The sequence below is a fragment of the Cedecea sp. AS113 genome, assembly GCF_037152415.1.
Classification (GTDB): domain Bacteria; phylum Pseudomonadota; class Gammaproteobacteria; order Enterobacterales; family Enterobacteriaceae; genus Cedecea.
On sequence record NZ_JBBCMI010000014.1, the window covers coordinates 118,151 to 135,464 of the forward strand.

Here is a 17,314-nt window from a genome sequence, read left to right on the forward strand (position 1 = left end):
CCACCCGTTTACCGCTCTTCCCTTGTGCCAAGGCTGAATACTTTTTTGCCAGTTAATGGCCCCTGACACGAGGTAGTTATGTCTCAAACCGTAGTCGCCAAATTTGGTGGGACCAGCGTCGCCGATTTCGACGCGATGAACCGCAGCGCCGATGTGGTGCTGGCCGATAGCCACGTCCGCGTGGTGGTGCTTTCCGCCTCCGCTGGCGTGACTAACCTGCTGGTTGCTCTGGCTGAAGGCCTCGAAGCGACCGAGCGCTTCGTCAAGCTCGATGCCATCCGCAAAATCCAGTACAACATCGTTGAGCGTCTGGCGAATCCGGACGTTATTCGCGAAGAAATCGACCGCCTGCTTGAAAACATCACGACCCTTGCGGAAGCCGCCTCTCTGGCGACCTCCACCGCGCTGACCGATGAACTGGTCAGCCACGGCGAACTAATGTCCACCCTGCTATTTGTGGAAATCCTGCGTGAACGTCAGGTGGAAGCGCAGTGGTTCGACATTCGTAAAGTCATGCGCACCAACGACCGCTTCGGCCGTGCCGAACCGGATATCGCCGCGCTGGCGGAACTGGCAAGCCAGCAGATGCTGCCGCGCCTCGCGGAATCCCTGGTGATCACTCAGGGCTTTATTGGGAGCGAAGAAAAAGGCCGAACGACCACGCTTGGCCGCGGCGGCAGCGACTATACCGCCGCGCTGCTTGGTGAAGCGTTAAATGCCGCGCGCGTAGATATCTGGACCGACGTGCCGGGCATCTACACCACCGATCCGCGTATGGTACCTGCGGCAAAACGCATTGACCGCATCGCCTTTGAAGAAGCCGCTGAAATGGCGACCTTTGGCGCGAAAGTCCTGCACCCGGCCACGCTGCTGCCCGCCGTGCGCTGCGACATTCCGGTGTTCGTTGGCTCCAGCAAAGATCCTGCTGCTGGCGGAACTTTGGTATGCAAAAAAACGGAAAATCCACCGCTCTTCCGCGCCCTTGCGGTACGTCGCAAGCAAACGCTGCTGACGCTGCACAGCCTGCATATGCTCCATTCCCGTGGTTTCCTGGCGGAAGTGTTCAGCATTCTGGCTCGCCATAATATTTCCGTGGATCTGATCACCACCTCCGAAGTGAGCGTGGCGTTGACCATGGACACCACCGGCTCTACCTCCACTGGCGACAGCCTGCTGACCACCGCGCTGCTCACCGAGCTTTCATCGCTGTGCCGCGTGGAAGTCGAAGAGAACCTGGCGCTGGTGGCCATCATAGGCAATAAACTGTCCCAGGCCTGTGGCGTAGGCAAAGAAGTGTTCGGCGTGCTCGACCCGTTCAACATCCGCATGATTTGCTACGGCGCTTCCAGCTACAACCTGTGCTTCCTGGTGCCTGGCGACGATGCAGAGCAGGTCGTGCAGAAACTGCACCGCAACCTGTTTGAATAACCGTTCAATCCATGCCATGAATACAGACAGCCGGGCTCGCACCCGGCTTTTTTTATAACCATAAAACAACACAAACTCTGCAAGGACATCGCTATGATCGCCACCCTAACCCGGCTGTTCCCGCTTTGGGCGCTGCTGCTCTCCGTCGCTGCGTATTATACCCCCTCAACCTTTATCCCGATTGGCCCGTGGGTCAGCACGCTGCTGATGCTCATTATGTTTGGCATGGGCGTCCACCTGCGGCTTGAAGACTTTAAACGCGTGCTGTCGCGCCCGGCCCCGGTAGCTGCAGGCATTTTTCTGCATTACCTGGTGATGCCGCTGGCGGCGTGGCTGCTGGCAATGTTGTTCCATATGCCGCCCGACCTATCAGCCGGGATGGTGCTGGTCGGCAGCGTAGCCAGCGGCACGGCGTCCAACGTCATGATTTACTTGGCCAAAGGTGATGTTGCGCTCTCCGTAACAATATCTTCTGTTTCTACACTGGTCGGCGTATTTGCCACGCCGCTGCTCACCCGTCTCTATGTCGACGCCGACATTAAAGTCGATGTGATGGGCATGCTGGTCAGTATTCTGCAAATCGTCATCATCCCGATTGGCCTTGGCCTGATTGTGCATCATCTGTTCCCACGCCTGGTGAAGCGCGTGGAGCCCTGGCTGCCTGCATTTTCCATGCTTTGTATTCTCGCCATCATTAGCGCAGTTGTGGCAGGCTCGGCGTCACACATCGCTTCCGTTGGCCTGGTGGTGATTGTCGCGGTGATTCTGCATAACACCATTGGCCTGCTCGGCGGTTACTGGGGCGGACGTCTGTTTGGGTTTGACGAGTCGACCTGTCGGACGCTGGCCATCGAAGTGGGAATGCAGAACTCCGGTCTTGCAGCCACCTTGGGTAAAATTTACTTCTCGCCGCTCGCAGCGCTGCCTGGCGCGCTGTTCTCCGTCTGGCACAATCTGTCCGGCTCTCTGCTGGCCGGGTATTGGTCCGGCAAAGCGATAACGCCGAAGCCAGACGGCAAAAAATAATCGCTAAAAGCCTGCTGATGCAGGCTTTTTTGTCTCGTCGGCGCGGTGGGTTTGTTTTACACTGAGAGTCCTTTCCTGGGAGATTGCAACGATGGCTACAGCCAGACTGACACAGCAGGACATGACGGAAAGCGAACAGCGTGAGCTAAAAACGCTGCTGGATCGCGCCCGCATTGCCCACGGTCGTACGTTGACCAACTCAGAGACTAATCAGGTAAAAAAAGAGTACATCGACAAGCTGATGGCGGAACGAGCGCTGGCGGCTAAGAAAGCTCGCCAGCTGAAGAAACAAAATGCCTTAAAGCCGGATACGACGACGACTTATTCATGGTCAGCCAACAACCATACGCGAGGCAAACGCTAGTTTAACGGCCCTTTTTCTTCCGGCCTGGAGAAGCAAAGCGTTTACGCGAGGCAAGCTCAGCGGGCGTTTTGGCTGAGCTTTTCGGGCCACTTACCAACGGTTTTTTCGCCGCCGGGCTGGCCGCTTTTGGCTTCGCTTTTTTAGCCGGCTTCGCCTCAGAGGACGAATCCTCAATCAGCTTAAACAGCTCAATCAGTTCATCATCCGTCAGGTCGCGCCATTCCCCAAGCGGGATCCCAGTGAGATTAACGTTCATGATGCGCGTACGTTCCAGCTTCGTCACTTCATAGCCAAAGTGTTCACACATGCGGCGAATCTGGCGGTTCAGCCCCTGAACCAGGGTGATGCGAAACGCAAACGGCGCTTCTTTTTTAACTTTGCATTTCTTGGTGACGGTGCCCAGAATCGGCACGCCTGCCCCCATACCACGAATAAACTCGTCGGTAACCGGCTTGTTCACCGTGACCACGTACCCTTTCTCATGGTCGTTCCCGGCACGCAGAATTTTGTTCACCAGGTCGCCGTGGTTGGTGAGGAAAATCAGCCCCTGAGAATCTTTGTCCAGGCGGCCAATGGGGAACACGCGCTTGCTGTGGTTCACGTAGTCCACGATGTTGTCTTTCTCGCCGTCTTCCGTGGTGCTTACAATTCCCACCGGCTTATTCAGCGCAATGAGCACCAGGTCTTCTTCGTTGCGGGGTTCGATGAGCTGACCATTCACCTTCACGCTGTCGCCGGCAAAAACCTGATCGCCAATTTTGGCGCGTTTGCCGTTAATAAAAACGTTGCCCTGTTCGATGTAGCGATCGGCGTCACGGCGTGAGCAGATCCCGCTCTCGCTGATGTATTTGTTAAGACGAATAGATGAATTAGTCAGCATGGCTCCTCCGAAAACCCAGGACTATACCTTACCCGCAGGGCGTTGCGAACCGCAAAATGGGCTTGTTAGTAAACCTGAATCATAAAATCAACGGCGCCACACAGCTCATCTCTGTAATGCGTCAAATCCGCGACTGAAGCACCGAGTTCTTTAAGCGGAATACCTGCCATCATGTGAGTCATCGCCACGCAAGGCTGCCCCTCAATCGTCACGATGGGGCAGATTTTTTCTGGAGGCATGGCACCCAGTAATTCGCGTTCAATAACGGGAATGACCAGGACATGCTTTAAGGCATCAGCAATGGGGTGCTGCATATTGATGAGATAAGGATACGTTTTCTTCCCTGCGCCAGTATTTTCGTAGGCGTGAAACTGTTCCATCAGAAGCTCCTCTGAAAATCACTGAACGAGCCGTGCTCCTCAACAAACTCATTAAGCGCGGCAATCTTTTCCTGATTATCCTTGAGCCACTCAGCCCGAGCGTTTTCGCGAAATTTCTCGATTAATGCCTCGGTCAGTACCGCCGAGATATTTAGTTTCAGCCTACGGGCCTCATCCAGAATCTCCGGCGCTAGCGTGACATTCACCGATTTTTTAGCGGCTGTACTTTCAACACGCATATTAACCCCCATTGTAATGCGCATACATTATTTAATTATAGAGCGATGCCGAGTTGACGATCAATATTCATCCCGCTCGTCGTCATCGTCCGGTTGGTCCAGCACGCTGTAGGCAACGGAACAGAACAACGAGTTCAGGCGCTTCATGTCCCCCAGCAGCCCGAGGTGCAGCGAGCTAGTCTCGATGCTCTGCACGTTCTGCTGGTGCAGGCGATCAACGTGGGCATGGGAGTAGCGGCGGTTCATGATGCGGAAGCGGTGTTTGTTCCGGCGCAGCCGGCGGGCACTGCCCAGGTCGCTCGAGAAGAACACCGACAGGCTCAGCTGCAGGTTGCTGATCAACTGCTGGAGCAGGTTATCCAGCTCGGTCAGGCCGTCCGGCGAGAAGGCCCGGCGCGCGGCGAGAGATTTATCCGCCACCTCGCTGCCCATACGTTCGATGATGTCCGCCGCCTGCTCCAGGTTCAGCGACATTTCGATGATTTCCGCCCAGCGGCGCGACTCCATTTCCGCCAGATCTTCCTTCGGCATCTGCGCAAGGTAAAGTTTGATGGCGGTATACAGCACGTCCACGTCGTCAGCTAGCTTGCGCAGCTCTTTTTCCTGGCGCGGCTCGCCGTGCATCACCTTGCTCCAGGTTTCCAGCATCTGCTCCAGCACGTCGCCCATTCTCAGGGTTTCCCGCGCGGCGTTAGATAACCCCAGCGCGGGAGTATCCAGCGCCGTAGGATCGAGGTGCTTCGGCTTCATTCGGGCGTCGACTTCCGGCGCTTCGCTGATCACCCGGCGGCAGAAGCGTGCCATTGGCTCGGCAAACGGCACCATCACCAGGCAACGAATCAGGTTGTAGAACACGTGGAAGTAGATAACCAGTTCAGACTCCGGCAACGGCAGGTGATGCATCAGCCGGGCCAGGACATGCACAAACGGCAGCACCAGCAGGCTGCCCACCAGCTTGAACAGCAGGCTGCCCAACGCCACACGACGGGCGGCAGCATTCGCGGCGCTGTTATTGATCATTGCCAGCAGGCCGGAGCCGAGGTTAGCCCCGATAACCAGACACAGCGCCACATCAAACGAGATCACGCCGGTTGAGGTCAGCGTGGCCGTCAACAGGACGGCAGCCAGGCTCGAATAGCTGATAATGGCAAACATCGCGCCAATCAGCGCGTCGAGCATGATGTCGCCGGTCAGGGAAGCGAAGATCACCTGGACGCCGTTCGCCTGGGTAATCGGCGTAACGGCTCCCACAATCAGCTCGAGCGCCAGCAGAATAAGACCCAGGCCAATCCCCACGCGGCCAAGCTGCCCGGCGCGAGTCTGCTTGCGGCTGAGGAAGAAGATTACGCCGATGAAAATCAGCAGCGGCGAAAGCCACGAAAGATCGAAGGTCAGGATACGCGCCATTAGCGCTGTACCGACATCAGCTCCCAGCACAATCACCAGCGCAGGGGCGAGCGCCACCAAATCCTGGGCAACGAACGAGGTCACCAGCATGGTGGTGGCATTACTGCTCTGCACCAGCGCGGTCACGCCTATCCCGGCGCAGAAGGCGAGCGGTTTCTTTTCTACGCTGTGGCTAAGCACACTGCGCAGGTTGGCACCGTAAACGCGCATGATACCGGTGCGCACAATGTGCGTACCCCAGACCAGCAGCGAAACGGCGGACAGCAGGTGTAACAACGTCAGCACGGATTCTTGTTCTCCTTATCGTTTTTAGGGTTCCCGAAGCAAAAATAGCCACCATCCTTCAGTATAAGGGTTTAACTTCAATAAAGAGACAAGGCGCCCCCAGAGCGCCTTGTAAGTTGTAAGGAAAGATAACAGGTTTGTGAGTCAGTCGGCGTCGTACCCGAGGTTCGGCGCAAGCCAGCGTTCGACCTCGCTGACCGGCATGCCTTTGCGTCGGGCGTAATCTTCGACCTGGTCGCGCTGAATTTGCGCGACGGCGAAGTACTTGCTGTCCGGGTGGCTGAAGTACCAGCCGGAAACCGACGCACCGGGCCACATGGCGTAAGACTCGGTGAGCTTCATGCCAATCACGTTTTCGACGTCCAGCAGCGCCCAGATGGCCGCTTTTTCCGTGTGCTCCGGGCAGGCCGGGTAGCCCGGTGCCGGGCGAATGCCTTGGTAATTCTCGCGAATCAGTTCCTCGTTGCTGAGGTTTTCCGTGGCCGCGTAGCCCCAGTAAACTTTACGCACGCGCTCGTGCAGATATTCAGCAAAAGCTTCGGCCAGGCGGTCGGCAACCGCTTTCACCATGATTTTGTTGTAATCATCGTGCTGCGCATCGTAGGCGCCCGCCAGCGCGTCTTCTTTAATACCACCGGTGACCGCAAAAGCACCGATGTAGTCGGCTTTACCGCTGTGTTTAGGCGCCACAAAATCGGCAATGCAGTAGTTCGGGAAGCCGTTCTTTTCCGTTTGCTGGCGCAGATGGCGGCTGAAGCCTTTCACCTGAGAGCGTGTTTCATCGGCATAAATCTCCACGTCGTCCCCCACGCGATTCGCCGGGAACAGGCCGACCACGCCGCGCGGCGTCATTGTTTTCGTCCGGTGGAGCATATCCAGCATGTCGTTAGCGTCTTTAAACAGCCGTTTTGCCTCCTCGCCAACAACCTCATCTTCCAGAATGCGCGGATATTTTCCGGCCAGCGACCAGGTCATGAAGAACGGCGTCCAGTCGATGTAGTTCCTCAGCGTTTCAATGCTGGCGGTCACTTCCTGCACGCCCAGCCGGTGCGGAACCGGAGGCGTGTAGTTTTCCCAGTCGAAAGGCAGATCGTTATCCCGCGCGACTTCCAGCGTAACCGGCGGCGTGCGCGGTTTTTTACGCGCGTGCTGCGTACGAACAACTTCGTATTCTTTGCGGGTGCGGGCGACAAATTCATCGCGCTGGGTTTCTGAAAGCAGAGCAGAAACCACGCCGACGGTGCGCGAGGCGTTCTGCACGTAGACGGTTGGCCCGCTGTAGTTCTGCTCTATTTTCACCGCCGTGTGGGCTTTTGACGTAGTTGCCCCGCCGATCAGCAGCGGCAGCGTAAAGCCCTGCCGCTCCATCTCTTTGGCCACGTTGACCATTTCGTCCAGCGACGGGGTGATAAGCCCGGACAGGCCAATGATATCGGCCCCCACTTCACGGGCGGTTTTCAAAATTTTCTCGCCGGGCACCATCACGCCAAGATCGATAATCTCGTAGTTGTTACATTGCAGCACTACGCCGACGATGTTCTTGCCGATGTCATGGACGTCGCCTTTGACGGTCGCCAGCACGATTTTACCGTTGCTGCTGCCCTGCTCTTTGCTGGCTTCGATGTACGGCTCAAGGTAAGCCACCGCCTGCTTCATCACGCGAGCCGATTTCACCACCTGCGGCAGGAACATTTTCCCTTCGCCGAACAAATCCCCCACCACGTTCATTCCCGCCATCAGCGGGCCTTCAATCACTTCTATTGGGCGAGTCGACTGCTGGCGGGCCTCTTCGGTATCCGCTTCGATAAACTCGGTGATGCCTTTCACCAGCGAATACTCGAGACGTTTCACTACGTCCCAGCTACGCCACTCCGCCAGTTGAGCATTGGCGCCGTCATCGCTTTTGCTGCCGCGATATTTTTCGGCCAGCTCCAGCAGACGTTCAGTGCTGTCGTCGCGGCGGTTGAGAATGACGTCTTCGACGGCATCCCGCAGTTCAGCCGGAAGATCGTCATATATCGCCAGTTGCCCGGCGTTGACGATCCCCATGTCCATGCCATTGCGAATTGCGTAGTAAAGGAATACCGCGTGGATGGCCTCGCGCACCGGCTCGTTGCCGCGGAAAGAGAAGGAGACGTTAGACACGCCGCCGGAGATCATCGCATGGGGCAGCTCGCGCTTAATATCTTCGCAGGCGCCGATAAAATCCTGGGCGTAGTTGTTATGTTCTTCGATGCCGGTCGCCACCGCGAAGATGTTCGGGTCAAAGATGATGTCTTCCGGTGGGAAGCCTACCTCTTCGGTAAGAATTTTATAGGCCCGGCGGCAAATCTCGATTTTACGCTCTCGCGTATCGGCCTGGCCCACTTCATCGAACGCCATCACCACCATCGCCGCGCCGTAGCGGCGTACCAGCTTCGCATGATGGATAAACGGCTCAGTGCCTTCTTTCATGGAAATAGAGTTAACGATGCCTTTGCCCTGAATGCACTTCAGCCCTTTCTCGATCACCTCCCATTTCGAGGAGTCGATCATGATGGGCACCCGGGCGATATCCGGCTCACCGGCAATCAGGTTCAGGAAACGCACCATCGCCGCTTCGGCGTCGAGCATTCCCTCGTCCATGTTGATGTCGATGATCTGCGCGCCGCTGGCCACCTGCTGCAGCGCCACGTCCAGCGCTTCGCTGTATTTCTCTTCTTTGATCAGACGCTTAAACTTTGCCGAGCCGGTAACGTTGGTGCGTTCCCCGACGTTAACGAACAGGCTATCCGCGCCGATATTCAGCGGCTCAAGCCCGGCGAGGCGACAGGCAACCGGCAGATCGGGGAGTTTACGCGGCGCAACGCCTGCTACCGCCGCGCTCATTGCGGCGATATGCGCAGGCGTTGTCCCGCAACAGCCGCCGACAATGTTCAGGAATCCGGCCTGCGCCCATTCCCCGATCTGCTGCGCCATCGCGTCCGCATCAAGGTCGTATTCACCAAAAGCGTTTGGCAGACCAGCATTAGGGTGAGCCGTCACGTAGCACTCGGCAATGCGTGACAGTTCAGCCACGTACTGTCGCAGTTCGTCCGGCCCCAGCGCGCAGTTAAGTCCGAAAGAGAGCGCGTCGGCGTGGCGCAGGGAGTTATAGAAAGCTTCCGTCGTCTGACCGGAAAGCGTACGGCCTGACGCATCGGTAATGGTGCCGGAAATCATGATCGGCAGATCAACGCCAAGCGCTTCAAACTCGGCCTTTACGGCGAAGATGGCGGCTTTGGCATTCAGGGTGTCGAAGACCGTCTCGATCATGATCAGATCGGCCCCACCCTCCACCAGCGCTTTGGTCGATTCACGGTAAGCGGCGACCAGCTGATCAAAGGTGATGTTGCGGAAGGCCGGGTCGTTCACGTCTGGAGAAATTGATGCCGTGCGGTTGGTCGGGCCAAGCACACCGGCGACGTAACGCGGTTTTTCCGGCGTACGGGCCGTCCATTCGTCGGCACAGGAACGCGCCAGCTTAGCGGCTTCGTAGTTAATTTCCGCCGACAGCGACTCCATTTGGTAATCCGCCATTGCAATGGTGGTGGAGTTAAAGGTGTTGGTTTCGACGATGTCGGCGCCAGCTTCAAAGTAGGCATAGTGAATCGCGGCGATAATTTCCGGTTTGCTGAGCACCAGCAGGTCATTGTTGCCTTTAAGGTCACACGGCCAGTCGGCAAAACGCTCGCCGCGGAAATCACTCTCATCAAGGCGGTAGCTTTGGATCATGGTCCCCATACCGCCGTCCAGCACCAGAATGCGCTCACTCAGTTGTTGCTTCAGCTTCTCTACGTTGTTGCTCACACCTCACTCCCACCTGTTTTCCCTGCCTGACGGATATGCCATCCCATACTTGCACAATCTATAGGGTCGTAAAAGCCGCATATCGGGAACATGAGAGATGTTCAGCATCACTCCTCCGATCAGTCTGAGTAGCGGTTGCAAATTCGCCAAATAAAACGAAAATGATTTCCACGATACGAAAAGGAGTCCGGTATGGTTGCTACAGTCCCCGCTAAACGAGGTAAGAAACCCCGCACCGCCGCCGCTGCGGCTCCGGCTGCCACCGGGCAAGTGCAGTCCCTGACCCGCGGCCTTAAGCTGCTGGAGTGGATTGCCGAATCTGACGGTAGCGTGGCGCTCACCGAGCTTGCCCAGCAGGCTGGTTTGCCCAATTCCACCACCCATCGCCTGCTCACCACAATGCAGCAGTTAGGCTTTGTGCATCAGGTGGGCGATCTTGGCCACTGGACGATTGGCGCGCACGCATTTGTCGTCGGCAGCAGCTTCCTGCAAAGCCGCAATCTGCTAGCCATTGTGCACCCTATTCTGCGCAAACTGATGGAAGCCTCCGGTGAAACCGTCAACCTCGCGGTACTCGACAAGAGCGATCACCAGGCAATTATTATCGACCAGGTTCAGTGCACGCAGCTGATGCGTATGTCAGCACCTATTGGCGGCAAGCTGCCGATGCACGCATCCGGCGCGGGCAAGGCGTTTCTGGCTCAGCTAAACGACGACGAACTGACGGGCCTGCTGCACCGCAAAGGTCTGCACAGCTACACGCCAGCCACGCTGACTTCGCCGCTGCATTTAAAAGAAGATTTAGCGCAAACCCGCAAGCGCGGTTATTCATTTGACGATGAAGAGCATGCCCTGGGGCTGCGCTGCGTGGCTTCGTGCATCTACGATGAACACCATGAGGCATTCGCGGCGATCTCTATTTCTGGCCCGATTTCGCGCATCACTGATGACCGCGTGACGGAGCTGGGTGCGCTGGTGATCAAAGCCGCGAAGGACATTACTCTGGCTTACGGCGGCGGGCGCTAGCCCGCTCGCTTCACTTCCCCAAACCGCTGGCTGAAGCGCTGGCGGCGGCGATAAGCATAAACATCTTCTACATAGCCATCGCGGATGCGGGTTTGCAAAGCGCGCCAAAAGTCGGCGCGGAACAGGTCGGCGTGCATTTCATCGAATAACGGGCGAATGCGTTTGTCTGCACAAAGATAGTGCCGGAACTCTTCCGGGAAAACATCTCCGGGCGAGATGCTGTACCACGGCTCCGAAGAGAGTTCATCTTCCGGGTAACGCGGCGGCGGAATATCCCGGAAATTCACCTCGGTCATGTAGCAAATTTCATCGTAATCGTAGAACACCACCCGCCCGTGACGCGTCACGCCAAAGTTTTTAAATAGCATGTCGCCAGGGAAGATATTGGCTGCCGCCAGCTGACGAATGGCATTGCCGTACTCTTCCACCGCATCCCTTAACTGCTGGCCTTCTACCTGCTCCAGCCACAGGTTAAGCGGCACCATTCGCCGCTCAATGTAGAGATGGCTGATGGCAATGCGGTCGCCAAGATCGGTCAGTTTTTCAGGCACTTCTTCAAGCAGCAGCGACATGAGGTCGGCACTTATCTGCCGCTTATCCAGCACGAAGTTTTCAAACTCCTGCGTATCCGCCATGCGCCCCACGCGGTCGTGCTCTTTAACCAGTTGGTAGCAGGCACGGACCCTTTCGGCGGTGACTTCTTTTTGCGGCGCGAATTTGTCTTTTATCACTTTAAACACGCGATCGAAGCCCGGCAGCGTGAACACCAGCATCACCATGCCGCGTATGCCGGGTGCCTCAATAAACTGCTCAGCCGTGCTGTGAATGTAGGTCAGATATTCGCGATAGCTTTCGGTTTTGCCGTGCTTCTGGCAGCCAATCGCCATGTACAGTTCGGCGGTAGTTTTTCCCGGTAGAATCTCGCGTAGCCACTCCACGAGCGCGGCGGGGAAAGGGGCATAAACCATGAAATAGGAACGCGCAAAGCCGAAAACGATACTGGCTTCGGGGGAGCTGGTCAGGCAGGTGTCTACCATTAACCGGCCATCATCGGTGCGATGGATCGGCAATAAAAAGGGAATTTTTCCTCCCGGCAGAACCAGTTTGCCAACCAGCCAGGCGGCTTTATTGCGGTAAAACAGTTCATTAGCCACTTCCAGCGTGGCCGTCCGCAATGTTTCTGCGCCGAAGGTTTCATGCAGATGGGCGAGGATAAACCCCACATCCCGCGCAATATCCTGCCAGGGCAGGCGCAGCGGGAGATCGGAGAGCAAGGTCGTGAGCAACGTCGTCCAGCCTTGCTCCGGGGAAAAAGTTTTTGCCAGTGGGCGAGGCAGCGGCCGAAGCTGTTTGCCTGCCTGGGAGCTGAAGATAAAAAGCCGCTCGGGAGTAAGCGAGCGGTGGTCGAAGAGCCGACAATAGACAGAATTAAAAAAGCTTTCGGCAATTTCAAAACGCGGGTAATCCGGCAGTAGCCGGGTGTATTGCTCTTTCACGCGCAGTAAAAAGGCCGCGTCGGTGTTCTGCCCGCCGGTAATGCAGCGAAGCTGTTCTACGACGAGACCTACGTGATGATCGTACAGGTTGATGCGGCTTTTCATCGCCTGTTGAACGGCGTGCCAGTCGGCCTGTTCAAAGCGCTGCTGGGCACCCGCGGTGACCTCCAGAAATCGACCGTATTGCGCGTCAAACCCCTGCAGGATGGTGTGGGCAATTAGCAGCTCCAGCCTGTGTGACATTTATTTCTCCCCTCACCCCGGCCCTCTCCCAAAGGAGAGGGGGAAAATAAAGTTTGTTCAGAACTGCTCTTCTTCCGTCGAACCTGTCAGCGCCGTGACGGAAGAAGCGCCGCCCTGGATGACGGTGGTTACGCGGTCAAAGTAGCCGGTGCCCACTTCCTGCTGGTGAGAAACGAAGGTGTAGCCTTCAGAAGCGGCGGCAAATTCAGGCTGCTGTACCTTCTCAACATAGTGGCGCATGCCCTCCCCCTGCGCATAAGAGTGCGCCAGATCGAACATGTTGAACCACATGCTGTGGATCCCCGCCAGGGTGATGAACTGGTATTTGTAACCCATGTCCGACAGTTCTTGCTGGAAGGACGCGATGGTTTTGTCATCGAGGTTTTTCTTCCAGTTAAACGACGGCGAACAGTTATAGGCCAGCAGTTTGCCTGGGAAGCGCGCATGGATGGCTTCCGCGAAACGGCGGGCCTGGTCCAGGTCGGGTTTAGAGGTTTCACACCAGACCAGGTCGGCATAAGGCGCGTAGGCCAGGCCGCGGCTGATAGCCTGCTCAATGCCAGCGCGTGTACGGTAGAAACCTTCCTGCGTGCGCTCACCGGTGATGAATTCGCGGTCGTATTCGTCGCAGTCGGAGGTGATCAGATCTGCCGCATCAGCATCGGTACGGGCGATCAGCAGCGTTGGAACCCCCATCACATCAGCCGCCAGACGAGCAGCGGTCAGCTTCTGGATAGCTTCCTGAGTTGGGACCAGGACTTTGCCGCCCATGTGGCCGCATTTCTTCACGGAAGCCAGCTGGTCTTCAAAGTGCACCGCAGCGGCACCCGCCTGAATCATCGACTTCATCAGTTCGAAGGCGTTCAGCACGCCGCCAAAACCGGCTTCTGCATCGGCAACGATAGGCAGGAAGTAGTCAATGTGGCGTGGATCGCCCGGTTCAATATTGGATGCCCACTGGATCTGATCCGCACGCTGGAAGCTGTTGTTGATCCGATCGACAACCGCAGGGACAGAGTTCGCCGGGTAGAGCGACTGATCCGGGTACATGCTGGACGCCAGGTTAGCGTCCGCCGCAACCTGCCAGCCGGAGAGGTAGATGGCTTCGATACCCGCTTTCGCCTGCTGTAAAGCCTGGCCGCCGGTTAACGCCCCCAGACTGTTTACGTAGCCTTTTTTCGACTCGCCGTGCAGCAGGCGCCAGAGTTTAGCCGCTCCGTGCTGCGCCAGAGTACACTCCGGGGTCAGCGAACCGCGCAGTTTCACGACGTCTTCTGCGCTATAGGTACGCTTAATGCCTTCCCAACGCGGCTGTGTCCAGTCTTGTTGTACTTGTTGAATCTGTTGGCTACGAGAGGTTTTCATTTCAGATGCTCCATTTTTATAGGGTTAGGTTCAGGCAAGCAGGCGGTAGCCCGGCAGCGTCAGGAAGTCGATTAACTCTTCTGAGGTGGTAATTTGTTCCATCAGCCGCGCAGCTTCATCGAAGCGTCCCTGGCTAAAACGCTGGTCGCCCAGCTCGTCCTGAATCACCAACATCTCTTCGGCAAGCATCTGGCGGAACAGCGCTTTCGTCACGGTCTGGCCGTTGCTTAGCGTCTTTTGGTGATGGATCCATTGCCAGATGGAAGTACGGGAAATTTCAGCGGTCGCAGCATCCTCCATCAGCCCGTAAATCGGTACGCAGCCGTTGCCGGAGATCCACGCCTCGATGTACTGCACCGCAACGCGGATGTTGGCGCGCATACCTTCTTCGGTGCGCTCGCCAGGGCAAGGCTCAAGCAACTGCGCCGCGGTGATGGGGGCATCTTCGCTGCGGCTGATGTCCAGCTGGTTCTGGCGTTCACCCAGCGCTTTGCCAAACACCTCAACAACCGTGTCCGCAAGGCCCGGATGCGCAATCCAGGTACCATCATGGCCGTTATTGGCCTCCATCTCTTTGTCCGCTTTGACTTTGTTCAGTACCCATTCATTGCGAGCGCTGTCTTTGCTCGGGATAAAGGCCGCCATGCCGCCCATTGCAAATGCACCGCGACGATGACAGGTCTTGATCAGCAGCCGCGAGTAACCGTTCAGGAAAGGTTTATCCATCGTCACGGACTGCCTGTCCGGCAGGACGCGATCCGGGTGGTTTTTTAGGGTTTTGATGTAGCTGAAGATGTAATCCCAGCGACCACAGTTCAGGCCCACGATGTGATCTTTCAGGGCGTGCAGGATCTCATCCATCTGGAAGACCGCTGGCAGCGTTTCTATCAATAAAGTCGCTTTAATGGTGCCACGTGGCAGATCGAAGCGATCTTCCGTGAAGCTGAAGACTTCGCTCCACCAGGCCGCTTCCTGCCATGACTGGGTTTTGGGCAGATAGAAATAAGGGCCGCTGCCTTTAGCCAGAAGGGCATCCACGTTGTGGAGGAAATAGAGCCCGAAGTCGAACAGGCTGCCAGGGATCGCTTCCCCGCGCCAGGTCACGTGTTTTTCAGGCAGATGCAGGCCGCGCACGCGGCAAACCAGTACCGCCGGGTCTGGCTTCAGCTGATAGATTTTTCCCGCTTCGTTTGTCCAGCTGATGGTGCCGTTTATCGCATCGCGCAGGTTGATTTGCCCGTCAATGACTTTGCTCCAGCTCGGCGCCAGGGAATCTTCGAAGTCGGCCATAAAGACTTTTACGTTAGCATTCAGCGCGTTGATCACCATTTTTCGCTCAACCGGACCGGTAATTTCTACCCTGCGGTCGAGCAGCTCCTGCGGAATACCACGAATCTGCCAATCACTCTTACGAATGGAATCTGTTTCCGAATTGAAATCAGGAAGCTTTCCACCGTCGATGGCCTGCTGTTCAGCAATGCGAGATGCCAGCAGCTTGTTGCGCTGTGGAGTAAAGCGGCTCACCAGCTCGCCGAGGAATTCTACGGCTTCCGGGGTGAGGATCTGCTTCTCTTGCTCGCCAAACGGCTGGCTAAAGGCCAGCTCTTCGCTAACTGTCTGTTGTGTCATTCGGTTACTCCTTCGTCTTATCCCGTCGAGACGGCCAAAAATGAATCGCGCACGGCTGTGCAGTTTTCATGCAACAGAATTAAGACTACTTGATGATTTTTTAAAATCAAAAACAATTTCCATTTTTGATTTTAAATTGATTTATCATATTGATATTTATGAGATTAAAGTTTAATCAAGGCGGGAAGTGATTTTCAGAATAGAAAAAAGGCGCCGAAGGCGCCTGGAATGGGAAGCTGAAACGCTTAATCGAGCGTCGGGTTCATGTGGCGAAGGTCGAATGGCGTAATCTGGTAGACGTAGTAGTTCAGCCAGTTAGTGAACAGCAGATTGCCATGGCTGCGCCAGGTCGCGTGAGGTTTCTTCGCCGGATCGTCTCCTGGGAAGTAGTTATACGGCACCTCTGGCTGAAGCCCCGCATCGACATCGCGGAAGTACTCGCCGGACAGCGTCAGCGCATCATATTCCGGGTGACCGGTTACGAACGCGATGCGCTTATCCCTGCTGCCAAACAGGTAGGCATCGCCCTGTTCTGTTTCGGCAAAGATCTCCAGATCGGTGTAATCCCGGATCAGCTGCGCAGGGAAGTCGGCATAACGAGAATGAGGCGCCAGGAATGAATCATCAAAGCCGCGCGTCAGTAAAGCATGAGGCTGAGTAACATTGTGCTCGTAGACGCCAGAAAGTTTTTCATCTCGAGTTTGTTTTGGAATACCGTATAAAATATTCAGCGCGGCCTGGACGGCCCAGCAGACAAACAGCGTCGAGGTAACATGATCTTTGGCCCATTCCAGCACCTGCTGGATCTGCGGCCAGTAAGCCACATCATTAAATTCAACCAGTCCAAGCGGAGCGCCGGTGACGATCAATCCGTCATAGTTGTCGTGTTTAATGTCATCAAAATTACAGTAAAAGTTATTGAGGTGCTCGCCAGGCGTATGGCGAGATTCACGGCTGTCGATACGCAGCAGCTGGATATCCACCTGCAGTGGAGAGTTGGAGAGCAGCCGCAGGAACTGGTTTTCCGTCTCAATTTTCTTCGGCATCAGATTCAGGATCAGTACCTTTAACGGACGTATTTCCTGATTGCTGGCGCGCGATGTCGTCATCACAAAGACGTTTTCTTCACGCAGGAAATTGACGGCTGGTAGCTCGTCCTGCACCCGAATCGGCATAACCTTATATCCTCAAAGCATACGTTTAAACGTTTAGACATCCAGACACCTGACGATACCGAGTTTATGATTCAATGTCGAGTCAGAAGCGAAAAGGTGAAAATGTTTCATTTAAGAGTGATAGCCAAGAGCAGATGCTTACGCTGGATTGAAGACAGGAACTCAGTGAATAACTCTGTCGTAGAAAGCTAAAAATATGAAGGGTACAAAAAGCAAAAAACCCCGGCCTTTCGGTCGGGGTTAATGCTGATTTGATGCCTGGCAGTTCCCTACAATACGCGTATCATCCTGATACTCGCCCCTCCGGGGCCGATGCACGCGGCGTTCAAACGTGTTCCCGACACGTTTGTCGCATGCCCATGCTCGTGCAGGGAATGGCCTGATACCACATAAACAAAAAACCCCAGCCATCAGGCTGGGGTTTTCTGTTTTATTTGATGCCTGGCAGTTCCCTACTCTCGCATGGGGAGACCCCACACTACCATCGGCGCTACGGCGTTTCACTTCTGAGTTCGGCATGGGGTCAGGTGGGACCACCGCGCT

Annotated in this window: 13 protein-coding genes and 1 rRNA gene; 4 read left to right on the forward strand and 10 right to left on the reverse strand. The window is 56.0% G+C overall.

Features of this window, described 5'->3' with window-relative positions; all coding sequences use genetic code 11:
* Window positions 1–78: 78 nt before the first annotated feature.
* The 3 genes from lysC to WFN87_RS16835 all read left to right on the forward strand — a co-directional run bounded on the left by lysC (window position 79) and on the right by WFN87_RS16835 (window position 2,818).
* Window positions 79–1,428, forward strand: a complete 1,350-nt coding sequence (gene lysC / locus WFN87_RS16825; protein WP_008455866.1) for a lysine-sensitive aspartokinase 3 — start codon at window positions 79–81, stop codon at window positions 1,426–1,428.
* A gap of 93 nt (window positions 1,429–1,521) precedes the next feature.
* Window positions 1,522–2,454, forward strand: coding sequence for a ketopantoate/pantoate/pantothenate transporter PanS (gene panS, locus WFN87_RS16830; RefSeq protein ID WP_008455869.1), 933 nt, complete (start codon window positions 1,522–1,524; stop codon window positions 2,452–2,454).
* Window positions 2,455–2,545: 91 nt separating this feature from the next.
* Window positions 2,546–2,818 carry a DUF3811 domain-containing protein gene (locus WFN87_RS16835; protein WP_008455871.1) on the forward strand — a complete coding sequence of 91 codons (273 nt, stop codon included), beginning with the start codon at window positions 2,546–2,548 and terminating at the stop codon, window positions 2,816–2,818.
* Between the two features lies 1 nt (window position 2,819).
* Here the strand turns inward: WFN87_RS16835 and rluF are convergent, their stop codons facing one another.
* The 5 genes from rluF to metH all read right to left on the reverse strand — a co-directional run bounded on the left by rluF (window position 2,820) and on the right by metH (window position 9,837).
* Entirely contained in the window at window positions 2,820–3,698 is an 879-nt protein-coding gene (gene rluF / locus WFN87_RS16840; RefSeq protein ID WP_336983313.1) for a 23S rRNA pseudouridine(2604) synthase RluF, read from the reverse strand.
* A gap of 65 nt (window positions 3,699–3,763) precedes the next feature.
* Complete coding sequence (locus tag WFN87_RS16845) at window positions 3,764–4,078, reverse strand: CcdB family protein (RefSeq protein WP_166993031.1); 315 nt, start codon at window positions 4,076–4,078, stop codon at window positions 3,764–3,766.
* Window positions 4,078–4,341 (reverse strand): type II toxin-antitoxin system CcdA family antitoxin, encoded by a 264-nt coding sequence (locus tag WFN87_RS16850; protein ID WP_336983312.1) that lies wholly within the window; start codon window positions 4,339–4,341, stop codon window positions 4,078–4,080. The genes WFN87_RS16845 and WFN87_RS16850 overlap by 1 nt, the downstream gene beginning before the upstream one ends.
* Window positions 4,342–4,377: 36 nt before the next feature.
* Window positions 4,378–6,009, reverse strand: a complete 1,632-nt coding sequence (locus WFN87_RS16855) for a Na/Pi cotransporter family protein (RefSeq protein ID WP_008455880.1) — start codon at window positions 6,007–6,009, stop codon at window positions 4,378–4,380.
* 144 nt (window positions 6,010–6,153) lie between these two features.
* Window positions 6,154–9,837 carry a methionine synthase gene (gene metH, locus WFN87_RS16860; RefSeq protein ID WP_336983311.1) on the reverse strand — a complete coding sequence of 1,228 codons (3,684 nt, stop codon included), beginning with the start codon at window positions 9,835–9,837 and terminating at the stop codon, window positions 6,154–6,156.
* Window positions 9,838–10,029: 192 nt separating this feature from the next.
* Between metH and iclR the strand changes: the two genes are divergently transcribed.
* On the forward strand, window positions 10,030–10,863 hold the full coding sequence (gene iclR / locus WFN87_RS16865; RefSeq protein ID WP_008455884.1) for a glyoxylate bypass operon transcriptional repressor IclR: 834 nt from the start codon (window positions 10,030–10,032) through the stop codon (window positions 10,861–10,863).
* On the opposite strand, the gene aceK is transcribed toward iclR, so the two are convergent.
* The 5 genes from aceK to rrf all read right to left on the reverse strand — a co-directional run.
* The gene (aceK, locus tag WFN87_RS16870; protein WP_336983310.1) at window positions 10,860–12,602 is read right to left on the reverse strand and encodes a bifunctional isocitrate dehydrogenase kinase/phosphatase; all 1,743 of its coding nucleotides are present in this window, start codon (window positions 12,600–12,602) and stop codon (window positions 10,860–10,862) included. The two genes, iclR and aceK, sit on opposite strands and share 4 nt — an antisense overlap.
* Before the next feature lie 57 nt (window positions 12,603–12,659).
* On the reverse strand, window positions 12,660–13,967 hold the full coding sequence (aceA, locus tag WFN87_RS16875; protein WP_008455888.1) for an isocitrate lyase: 1,308 nt from the start codon (window positions 13,965–13,967) through the stop codon (window positions 12,660–12,662).
* A 30-nt stretch (window positions 13,968–13,997) separates the two neighbouring features.
* Window positions 13,998–15,596, reverse strand: coding sequence for a malate synthase A (gene aceB, locus WFN87_RS16880; RefSeq protein ID WP_336983309.1), 1,599 nt, complete (start codon window positions 15,594–15,596; stop codon window positions 13,998–14,000).
* Window positions 15,597–15,841: 245 nt separating this feature from the next.
* On the reverse strand, window positions 15,842–16,771 hold the full coding sequence (gene metA / locus WFN87_RS16885; RefSeq protein WP_008455894.1) for a homoserine O-acetyltransferase MetA: 930 nt from the start codon (window positions 16,769–16,771) through the stop codon (window positions 15,842–15,844).
* A 439-nt stretch (window positions 16,772–17,210) separates the two neighbouring features.
* A 5S ribosomal RNA gene (gene rrf, locus WFN87_RS16890) occupies window positions 17,211–17,314 on the reverse strand; the annotation flags it as partial.